The following is a 10,305-nucleotide window of genomic DNA, read 5'->3' as shown; positions in this document are numbered from 1 at the left end:
CGGTGACCGCCTGGGCGGTCACCGGACGCGGCCGTTCGCGGACAGCTGGGCCATCCGCGCCAGGGCCGCCACCCAGAAGCGCTGCCGCTCCCGGGTCTGCCCGACCAGGTAGGCGGCCCGCAGCTTCGGCGGCAGGTACGGCAGCAGCCGGGCCACCACGTCGAGATGCCCTTCCAACTGCGACACCTCGGCGTTGGAGAACACCTGGTGGACCAGATCGGTGTCGTCGGTGCCCTCCTGCGACGTCTCGGCCGCCTTCGCCAGCCGGGCCTCCCAGTCGGAGCAGTTCTCGGCGATCTCCACCAGGCCGATCGGCCGGCGGTCCGCCAGGCGGGCCTCCAGCCCGGACAGCGGCACCGGGGCGTACTCGCCGTCGCCGAGGTACATCAGGGCCGGCTGCAGCGGCATCTCCGCCCGGTGCAGCTTGATCAGCCGCTCCATGGTGCGCTTGGTGATCCAGTCCCGGCCCTCGTCGTCGATGTCGTGCTTCCACCACTCCAGGACCGTCTCGGCCGTCTCCCCGTAGGTCGAGATCAGCCACTCGTTGGCCGGGATGTCGTCCGGGTGGACCTCGTAGCTGATCGTGAACCGGCTGGCCTGGGCCACGTTGTTGGCGGCCACCATCAACTTGCGGCCCAGGTGGTAGGGAGGGTTCTGCAACGCCACCTGTGCCCGCAGGCCGGGGATCCGGCGGCCGGCGAGGGTCCACTCCTGAGTGATCTCCATGAGCCTGGCGAAGGCCGCCTTGTCCTTCGGCCGGTTGTACTCGTCCCAGATCAGCACCTTGGGCCTCGGGTCGAGCAGCGACCGGGCGAGCATGGCCTCCAGCGACCCGTCCGGGGTGGGCACCGGCACGCACAGGTCCTCGACGCTGGTGACCGGCAGCGAGAAGTAGACGGGCTCGTGGCCGGTCTCCTCCCGGGCGATCTGCTTGGTGATCTGCGTCTTGCCGCATCCCGGGGGGCCCTGCAGGAGCACCGCCCAGCGGTTGGCGATCGCGGCCCGCAGGATGCGGCGGACCGGGTCGGCGACGGTGGCAGGGTTGGCCGCCCCGACCGCCGCGGCGATGCCGTCGAGCACCTCCGCCGTGCGGTCCCGGCCCGGCCGCCCGTCCCGGCCCTCCTCCGCCAGCGCCAGCCGGGCGCCGTTCTGGATCGGCAGACCCCAGGCGAGCGGGAAGCCGGCGCGGGCGCAGTCCAGGACATGCTGCAGGGTGCGCGGCGAGAGCAGGTGGCGCAGCTCCGGGCTGAGCCCGGCCCAGTCGCGGAACACCTCACGCAGATCCCAGCCGGGATACCGCTCGGCCAGCGCCTGCCGCCACGCGGTGTCGTTCGCGGTCAGCCGGATGGTGACCATCCGGTCGAGGATCGCCGGGTCGGACCGGCGGCCGGTGGTCTCCGCCAACGACTCGTTGTCGGTCAGGAACACCCCGACGCAGCCGAGCTCGCGCAGGTCGTACTCGCCCAGGCTCCAGTCGCAGGCGATCTGCATCAACTGGGACTGCACCGCGTTGCCGGCCTGCAACGAGTCGTCGATGAGCAGCACGAACGGCTTGCCCGGGACGAGCTGCCGCATGACGAGCTGGCGCAGCGCCAGCTCCCCGCTGCGGTCGTCGCGCACCGGGGCGTTCACCAGCAGGTCATCGGGGGAGAGGTTGGCCGCGGGCACGACGACCAGGGCGGTGCCGGGAAAGCGCTTCGGCACGTACGAGACGAACGTGGAGGTCTTGCCGATGCCGTGCTCGCCGAAGATCTGCCCGGTCTGCTCGGTCGAGATCATCGCGTCGATGAACTTCTCCAGCCTCGTCGCGGGGCCGTGCTCCGGCGGGTCGGGATAGGTGGCGGTGGGTCTCCACCGCCGCCCCGCGGCGGTCACTGTTCGGCTCTCCTCGCTCATCGCCCGGACGTGACCCGGTGGCAGGCCATCGGAGGGTGGTGGTGGTCCGGCCAGTCGTCGCCGCCGTCGGTGATCAACCAGATCCAGTGGTCGGGGGCGGCCGGGGTGACGTGCGGCGCGCGACCGTCGGTCACCATGATGACCGCGTCGGGTTCGGTCTCGAACCGCCTGCCGTCGACCTCCAGCCGGCCCTCGGCGTAGTCGACGACGTTCTGGAAATCGGTGCCGCCTCCGCCCGCCACCCGCTCGCCGGGGACGAACGGCGTCACGACCCCGTCGAAGGCGAGCCAGTGGCTCTCCACCCCGTCGGTGCGGCCGACCAGGGTGGTCAGCCAGTCGACCACGTGGTCGGGCATCGAGCCCGACGTGTCGAAGGCGATGAGCACCACCTTCGTCCGCACCGGCCCCCGCCGGGCCAGCATCGGGGGGTGGCCGAGGGCCAGCATGACCGCGCCGTGCTTCTTCGGGTAGACCAGCCGTTCGCTCTCGCCCAGCTTCGAGGCGAGCACGTCGGCCAGCCACCGCTGCCACCAGTCGACCCGGCGGGTCCTCGGGGTGACGCCGCGCAGCCTGTCCAGGCCCAGGCTCCCCCACAGCCGCTCCAGACGCTCCCCGCCGTCCGTCGTGCGGCCGGCCAGGTCGAGGAGTTCGCCGCGCGCCGCCGGATTCCCGCGCAGCGCGGCCCGCATCACCTCGCGCAGGACGTCGTCGCCGAGCCGCTCCACGGTCTCGGCGTCCAACGGGACCACCCGCCGCTCCGCCCGGTCGCCGTCGTGCGCCTCGCCAGAGCCGCCGGGGTCGTCGCCGGTCAGGTGGACGCAGTACGCCGTGACGGGTTCGGTGAGCGCCTTCATCCGGCGCAACTCGCCGTACACCGTGAGGTCGGTGTGGCTGAACTCGTCATGAAGAAGTACGGGTTGTAGAGCAGGGCGCAGCTTCCGTCGCCGGTGGCCATCACGGCGGCGGTGGGGATCGCGGTGGTCGGGATGTGGTGATGGCACTTGGCGTACAGCCAGGACGCCACCACGCTCTGCCCGGCGCCGAAGCCCAGCAGCACGGACTCCTTGCGCCGGCGGGCCTGCTCGACGATCTCATGGTCCGCGTCCTCCTCCGCCAGGAGCCGGCGCAGGTCCAGCGGACGGCGCTCTCGCCGGGGCCGGTGGCCCGGGCGGGCCGCGGCCCCTCCGACCGGATGGCGACCCGCGGAGCCGAGGTCGCCGGTCACGGCCTTTCCTCGTGAATGGCGCGCTCCCCTGCTTCGCGGGTCATCTGGACGCGGGAACGATAGCGGGCCGGTAGGACGAAGCGAGGGCCGCGGCCGGGCGCGGCGGCGCGGCCGGGGGGAGGGGGACGGGCTCCGTCGTAAATCGGGTGATCCGGGCATCCCCGGTCCGCTGTACTTGATCGCATGAGCATGCCGGACGGGCCGCGGCTGGCCCGCTTCATCGACACGATGATCGACCTCGGGATCACCGGTCAGGTGTTCGGCGAGCACGGCATCGGCAAGACCTCCACGTTCTTCCACCACGTCCGGCGGCGCGAGGACACCGCGCTCGTGTACGTCCCGGCCGCGAACCTCACCCCCGACGACCTGCTCGTCAACGCGCCCGTCCGGCAGGACGGGGAGCTGGTGCTGCGGCAGCTCATCATGCGGCAGCTCAAACCGGGGAAGCCGTTCGTGCTGCTCATCGACGACTCGCTCCAGGCGGGCGCGACGATCCAGTCGCAGCTCATGCAGATCGCCTGCAACTGGACGCTCGGCGAGCACGACCTGCGCGCGCTCGGCTGCGTCGGGGTGTTCCTGACCGACAACGAGACGCTCGCCGAGACCGCCGCGCTCCGCACGGACCCGGCCGTCCTCGACCGGATGGCGACGCTGCGGGTCACCGCCGCCGACACCGCGTGGCGGGCCGCGCTGTCGCGCAGGTTCCGCGGCGTCGACCTCACCGGCGTGTTCCGGGTGTGGGCGTCGCTGCCCGCCGAGCTGCGCCGGCTGCTGTCGCCGCGCACGCTGGAGCACGTCCTCGACTGCGCGCTCGCCGGGCTGCCGCTCGCCTGGGGCCTGCCCCTCGTGGACGGGCGCCGCCTGCGGCTCGTCGCCTCGGACAAGAAGCGGGGAACCGACCAGGCCCCCGAGATCCTCGGCCGCGTCGCCGCCGAGCTGCGCCGCGCCGGGGCGGACGTCCCGGACCCGGCGCACGTCCCGGACGCCGTCCGCCGCGTCGTCCGCACGGCGATCGAGCGGCGCTGGGCCGTGCTCGTGCAGGGACCGCCCGGCTGCGGCAAGACGGAGGTGGTGAAGGAGGTGGTCCGGGACGAGCTCGGCACGGACCCGCTCTACTTCTCGCTGCCCGTCACCAGCGTGGAGGACCTGTGCGCGCCCGTCCCGACCCTGGACGGGACCCTCGACAACCTTCTGTCGGGCCCGTTCCTGGAGCCCGGTGACAAGGCCATCGTCTGGGACGAGTACAACCGCCCCAAGGACAAGGCCACTTTCGCCCGCCTCATGGAGGTCACGCAGGAGTGGTCCCTGGCCGGGCGGCGCATCACGGGCCTCCGCGCCCAGATCGCCTTGCAGAATCCTCCGTACTACCTGGGCCGCAAGCTGCTCGTGTCACGCAACACCATCGCGCAGGCGTCCCGCTTCACCGTCTCGCTGGAAATCGAGCCGGATGACATTCCGGCGAACGAATGGCTTATTTCCCGTTACGGTGCGGTGGCCGAAACCGTCCTGGAGTGGTGGAAGAACGACATCGACGACGAGGGGCGCCAGTGGATGACCAAGCGCACGCTGGAGCGCCTGATCCGCCTGCACGGCACCGGCCTGCCCCTGGACATCGGCAAGATGTACCTGGGCGACGGCGACTACGCGCCCGTGCCGCTCACCGCGCTCGAGGCGCGGCTCGCCCGCCGGCAGGTGACCGGCCTGCGCGAACTCGCCGCCGACCTGGACGTCTGGGCGGAGCGGCTCCGCGCGGCCGGGGACGAGGGCTCGGACGCGACCGACATCGTGCACCGGGTCTTCGCCAACGCCGAGCTGTCGCAGCTCCGGGAGCACACGGAGGCCGCCGCCCGGCTGGCGCCGCTGCTGCCGCCCAAGCTGAAGGCCACCTACCTGTTCGGAGCCGAGCCGGACCGGCAGCGGTTTTGGACGGGCGTCTTCATGGGAGGTCTCCGAGGGGGATAGATCGGCAAACGTCCTCGCCACTGTCTGACTTGGCTAGAATCCGTCCGTCAGACGAGGCTTCCGCCGAGAGTGCGCATCTTTGTCCGGTCGCGATCTGTCCCCGCGAGGAAGCCCTTGCTCATCGTCTCGCCCTAAGGAGCCTGTGCATGCCCGTGGAATCGGAAAGGCCCGTCCCCGCGGCGAGCCCCGTGATCGGGGAGGCGGAGATCGAGGCGGCCGTCCGCGTGCTCCGCAGCGGCCGGGTCGTCCAGGGCCCTGAGGTCGCCGCGTTCGAGGAGGAGTTCTCCGCGCTCGTGGCGGGCCGCCACTGCGTCGCCGTCAACTCCGGGACCTCGGCGCTGCACCTGAGCATGATGGCGCTCGGTATCGGCCCCGGTGACGAGGTGATCGTCCCCTCGTTCACGTTCGCGGCCACGGCCAACGTCGTCCGCCTCGTCGGCGCCGAGCCCGTCTTCGTCGACATCGAGCCGGGCTCGTTCTGCGTCGACCCGGACGCCGTCGCCGCGGCGGTCGGCCCCCGCACCGCCGCCATCATGCCGGTGCACCTGTACGGGCACCCGGCGGCGATGGACCGCGTCGGCGCGATCGCCGAGCGGCACGGCCTCGCCGTCGTCGAGGACGCCTGCCAGGCGCACGGCGCCTCCCACGGCGGCGCCCCGGTGGGCGCGCTGGGCACGATCGGCTGCTTCAGCTTCTACCCGACCAAGAACATGCACGCCCTGGAGGGCGGCATGATCACCACCGCCGACGCGGAGACCGCCCGGACGCTGCGGCTGCTGCGCAACCAGGGCATGGAGAAGCGCTACGCCAACGAGATCGTCGGCGCCAACGTGCGGCTCACCGACGTCGCCGCGGCCATCGGCCGCGTGCAGCTCGGGCGGCTGCCCGGCTGGACCGAGCGCCGCATCGCCAACGCCCGGTTCCTCGACGCGAAGATCACCGGCGCCGCGGTGCCGCCGGTCGCGCCCGGCGTGCGGCACGTCTACCACCAGTACACCGTCCGCGTCTCCGGCGACCGGGACGCCTTCCAGCGGCGCCTCGAAGAGCGGCAGGTCGGCAGCGCCGTCTACTACCCGACGCCCGTCCACCGGCTCACGCCGTTCCTGAAGGACGGCGCCCCGGACCCGCGCTGGGACCTCCCCGAGACCGAGCGCGCGGCGGCCGAGGTGCTGTCGCTGCCGGTGCACCCGTCCCTCGCCGACGACGAGCTGGCGCGCGTGGCCGACGCGGTCAACACCGCCGGGGCCGCGTCGTGAGCGCGCCGCTGCGCGCGGGCCTCATCGGGCTCGGCGTGATGGGACGCAACCACGCCCGGGTCCTGTCCGGGCTGGACGGCGTCGACCTCGTCGGCATCGTCGACCCGGCCGGGCGGCCCGACGGCGCCCCGCACGGGGTGCCGATGATGGCCTCCCTCCAGGACCTGCTGGACGCCGGCGTCGACTACGCGGTGGTCGCCTGCCCGACGGCGCTGCACGAGGAGATCGGGCTCGCGCTCGCCGAGGGCGGCGTCGGCGCGCTGATCGAGAAGCCGCTCGCCGACTCGGTGGAGGCCGCCGAACGGCTCGTGGAGGCGTTCGAGTCGCGCGGTCTCGTGGCCGGGGTCGGCCACATCGAGCGCTACAACCCGGCGCTGCAGAGCATGCGGACCCGGCTGGAGGCGGGCGAGCTGGGCGAGGTGTTCCAGGTCGTCACGCGCCGCCAGGGCCCGTTCCCGCACCGGATCGCCGACGTCGGCGTCGTCAAGGACCTCGCGACCCACGACATCGACCTGACCGGGTGGGTGACCGGCCAGGACTACGTGTCGGTGACCGCGCACACCGTGGCGCGCAGCGGCCGCCCGCACGAGGACATGGTCGCCGCCGTCGGGCGCCTGGCCGACGGCTCCATGGTCAACCACCTGGTGAACTGGCTGAGCCCGCTCAAGGAGCGCACCACCGTCGTCACCGGCGAGCGCGGCTGCTTCATCGCCGACACGCTCACCGCCGACCTCACGTTCTACGCCAACGGCGAGGTGAACACCGAGTGGGAGGCGCTGCGCGCGTTCCGCGGCGTCTCCGAGGGCGACATGATCCGATACGCGATCCCCAAGCGCGAGCCGCTGCTGGTCGAGCACGAGCGGTTCCGCGACGCGGTCCTCGCGGGCCCCGGCGGCGCCGCCCCGGGCGACGTCGTCACCCTGCGGCAGGGCCTGCGGACGGTCCGGGTGTCGGCCGCCGTCCTGAAGTCCGCCCGCCTCGGCGAGACGGTGACGCTGCACCCCGAGGAGGCCCTCGGTGCCGTCTGACGTGAGTGCCGGGGTTCCCGACGTCACCGTCGTGGTCGCGGTCTACAACACGATGCCGTACCTGACCGACTGCCTGAACTCGCTGGTCGGGCAGAGCATCGGCCCCGACCGCATGGAGGTCGTCGCGGTCGACGACGGCTCCACCGACGGCAGCGGCGCCGAGCTGGACCGTTTCGCCGAGCAGTACCCCGACGTCATCAGGGTGCTGCGCCAGCCGAACTCCGGCGGCCCGGCGGCCCCCAGCAACCGCGCGCTCGACCACGCGACCGGCCGCTACGTCTACTTCGTCGGCGCCGACGACTACCTGGGCCCCGAGGCGCTGGAGCGCATGGTCGCGGCGGCCGACGAGTGGGGCTCGGACGTCCTCGTCGGGAAGATGGAGGGCGTCAACGGGCGGGCCGTCCGGCGGCCCGAGTTGTTCGCCGAGAACCGCCCCGAGATCGACCTGTACGACTCGGTGCTGCCGTGGGTGCTGTCGAACTGCAAGCTGTTCAGCCGCGAGCTGGTGGAGCGGCACAAGCTGCGGTTCCACGAGCACATGCGGATCGGCAGCGACCAGCCGTTCACCCTGGAGGCGTGCGTGCGCGCCCGGCGGATCTCCGTCCTCGCCGACTACACCTGCTACTACGCGGTGCTGCGCGACGACGGCGGCAACATCACGCAGGGCGCCGTCCAGGTCCACACCCGGCTCGAATGCGCGGAGAGCCTGTTCGGCGTCGTCGCCGACCTGATCGAGCCCGGTCCGAAGCGGGACGCGATCCTCAGGCGGCACGCCCGCTGGGAGCTGACGATGCCGACGCGGGAGGGGTTCCTCGAACTCGACCGCGCGACGCAGGAGGACGTCGCCGCCCGCGTCGGGAGTCTCGTCGAGCGGTACGTGACCGACGAGGTCCTCTACACGCTGCCCATCGTCCGCCGCGCCCGGCTCCGGCTGGCGCAGCTCGGCGAGGTCGACCTGCTGTGCGAGGCGATCCGGGACGGCGTCGCCGAGCGCTCCTACCTGATCGCGCTCAAGGACGGCCGCACCTACCTCGCCTACCAGGGCTTCGAGGACCCCCGCCTCGGACTGCCGGACGACCTGTTCGAGATCACCAAGGGGATGCGCAAGCGGCTCTCCCAGGAGGCGCGGACGGTCGCCGTGCGGCGCGACCGCGACACGGTGGAGATCACCGTCCGGACCCCGCTCACCGGCCCCGAGGCCGCCGACCCCGCGACCGCCCGGCTCGCGCTGGCCCCCCGCGGCGGCGGGAAGGCCCTCGACCTCGACGAGTACACCACCCGCGAGGCGCGCGAGGACGGCCTGCACGTCACCGCCCGGATTCCGGCGGCGCTCACGGCGGCGTCCGGCGGCGGCCGGCACGCGCTGCGGCTCGTCGTGCGGGCGGCCGGGGAGACGCACGACCTCGCCGTGCCGCCGGGGGCGTCCGTGGTGCCCGGCCCGCGCGGCGAGCTCTTCTGGCACCGCGCCCGGCCCTACCGGCTGGGGGTCACCGGCGACGACCGGCACGGCACGATGATCGAGACACGTCCGGTACGTCCGGCCCAGGCCGTCGCCCAGCGGGTCCGGCGCGTGACGTCCCTTGGAGGTAGGTAGCACATGCGGATCTGCGTGGTCGCGCTCGGCAAGATCGGGCTTCCGCTCGCGGTGCAGTTCGCCCGCAAGGGCCACCGCGTGATCGGCGCCGACGTGGACGAACGCGTCGTGGCCGAGGTCAACGCCGGGCGCGAGCCGTTCCCCGGCGAGGCGGAGCTGGACGTCCACCTCGGCGAGGCGGTGCGGGCCGGGCTGCTCACGGCGACGACCGACACGGCGGCGGCGGTCGCCGAGTCCGAGGCGGTCGTCGTGGTCGTGCCCCTGTTCGTGGACGCGGAGGGCGTCCCGGACTTCGGCTGGATGGACGCCGCGACGCGCTCCATCGCGCAGGGCCTGCGACCCGGCACGCTCGTCAGCTACGAGACGACGCTGCCCGTCGGCACCACCCGGGACCGCTGGGCCCCGATGCTGGCGGAGGGCTCCGGCCTCACCGCGGGCGACGGCTTCCACCTGGTGTTCAGCCCGGAGCGCGTGCTGACCGGACGGGTGTTCGCCGACCTGCGCCGCTACCCCAAGCTCGTCGGCGGCGTCGACGAGGCGTCCGCCCGGCACGGCGTGGAGTTCTACGAGCAGGTCCTCGACTTCGACGAGCGGCCCGACCTCGACCGGCCGAACGGCGTCTGGGACCTCGGCTCCGCGGAGGCGGCGGAGCTCGCCAAGCTCGCCGAGACCACCTACCGGGACGTCAACATCGGCCTCGCCAACCAGTTCGCCCGCTACGCCGACGCGGCGGGCGTGGACGTCATGAAGGTCATCGAGGCCTGCAACACCCAGCCCTACAGCCACATCCACAAGCCGGGCATCGCCGTCGGCGGCCACTGCATCCCGGTGTATCCGCGGATGTACCTGTGGAACGACCCGGACGCGACCGTCGTCCGCGCCGCCCGCGAGGCCAACACGCGGATGCCCGAGTACGCCGTCGGCCTCCTCGCGGACGCCTACGGCGACCTGACCGGCGCCGGCGTCCTCGTCCTGGGCGCGGCGTACCGGGGCGGCGTCAAGGAGACGGCGTTCTCCGGCGTCTTCCCCACGGTGGAGGCGCTGCGGCGGCGGGGCGCCGTCCCGTACGTGTCCGACCCGATGTACACCGACGAGGAGCTGGAGGCCCTGGGCCTGCCGCCCCACCGAGGCGAGTCGGTCACGGCCGCGATCGTGCAGGCCGACCACGCCGCCTACCGCGAACTCGGCGCGGACGACCTGCCCGGGGTCAAGGCCCTGGTCGACGGCCGCCGCGTCACCGACGCCTCCCGCTGGCCCGGCGTGCACCGCGTCGTCATCGGCGCCCCGGACGCCCGGACCGGTTCCTAGCCGCCTCGCTGACCGCTCGGGCCGGACCGCGCAAGC

Annotated in this window: 8 protein-coding genes; 5 read left to right on the top strand and 3 right to left on the bottom strand. The window is 73.0% G+C overall.

Annotated features, from left to right (window positions below; genetic code table 11):
* Positions 1–18: 18 nt before the first annotated feature.
* The 3 genes from AB0C87_RS38550 to AB0C87_RS38540 are packed head-to-tail and all read right to left on the bottom strand — an operon-like array spanning position 19 to position 3,121.
* A complete protein-coding gene (locus tag AB0C87_RS38550) occupies positions 19–1,896 on the bottom strand; it encodes an ATP-binding protein (protein WP_360581675.1) in 1,878 nt (625 codons plus the stop codon).
* Positions 1,893–2,771 (bottom strand): hypothetical protein, encoded by an 879-nt coding sequence (locus AB0C87_RS38545; RefSeq protein ID WP_360581674.1) that lies wholly within the window; start codon positions 2,769–2,771, stop codon positions 1,893–1,895. Before AB0C87_RS38545 ends, AB0C87_RS38550 begins: the two co-directional genes overlap by 4 nt.
* The gene (locus tag AB0C87_RS38540; protein WP_360581673.1) at positions 2,747–3,121 is read right to left on the bottom strand and encodes a hypothetical protein; all 375 of its coding nucleotides are present in this window, start codon (positions 3,119–3,121) and stop codon (positions 2,747–2,749) included. Before AB0C87_RS38540 ends, AB0C87_RS38545 begins: the two co-directional genes overlap by 25 nt.
* Before the next feature lie 183 nt (positions 3,122–3,304).
* On the opposite strand from AB0C87_RS38540, the gene AB0C87_RS38535 reads away from it, so the two are divergent.
* The 5 genes from AB0C87_RS38535 to AB0C87_RS38515 all read left to right on the top strand — a co-directional run bounded on the left by AB0C87_RS38535 (position 3,305) and on the right by AB0C87_RS38515 (position 10,269).
* On the top strand, positions 3,305–5,083 hold the full coding sequence (locus AB0C87_RS38535) for an AAA family ATPase (protein WP_360581672.1): 1,779 nt from the start codon (positions 3,305–3,307) through the stop codon (positions 5,081–5,083).
* A gap of 146 nt (positions 5,084–5,229) precedes the next feature.
* Positions 5,230–6,339 (top strand): aminotransferase class I/II-fold pyridoxal phosphate-dependent enzyme, encoded by a 1,110-nt coding sequence (locus AB0C87_RS38530; protein WP_353831075.1) that lies wholly within the window; start codon positions 5,230–5,232, stop codon positions 6,337–6,339.
* Positions 6,336–7,367, top strand: a complete 1,032-nt coding sequence (locus AB0C87_RS38525; RefSeq protein ID WP_345182885.1) for a Gfo/Idh/MocA family oxidoreductase — start codon at positions 6,336–6,338, stop codon at positions 7,365–7,367. The genes AB0C87_RS38530 and AB0C87_RS38525 overlap by 4 nt, the downstream gene beginning before the upstream one ends.
* The gene (locus AB0C87_RS38520) at positions 7,357–8,961 is read left to right on the top strand and encodes a glycosyltransferase family 2 protein (protein WP_345182887.1); all 1,605 of its coding nucleotides are present in this window, start codon (positions 7,357–7,359) and stop codon (positions 8,959–8,961) included. The genes AB0C87_RS38525 and AB0C87_RS38520 overlap by 11 nt, the downstream gene beginning before the upstream one ends.
* A gap of 3 nt (positions 8,962–8,964) precedes the next feature.
* Positions 8,965–10,269 carry a nucleotide sugar dehydrogenase gene (locus tag AB0C87_RS38515; protein WP_345182888.1) on the top strand — a complete coding sequence of 435 codons (1,305 nt, stop codon included), beginning with the start codon at positions 8,965–8,967 and terminating at the stop codon, positions 10,267–10,269.
* Positions 10,270–10,305 lie beyond the last annotated feature (36 nt).

The organism is Actinomadura sp. NPDC048021 (assembly GCF_040653135.1).
Lineage (GTDB): Bacteria > Actinomycetota > Actinomycetes > Streptosporangiales > Streptosporangiaceae > Spirillospora > Spirillospora verrucosospora.
The sequence above is the reverse complement of the archived record's forward strand: the minus strand, read 5'-3'. Positions and strand labels throughout refer to the sequence as shown.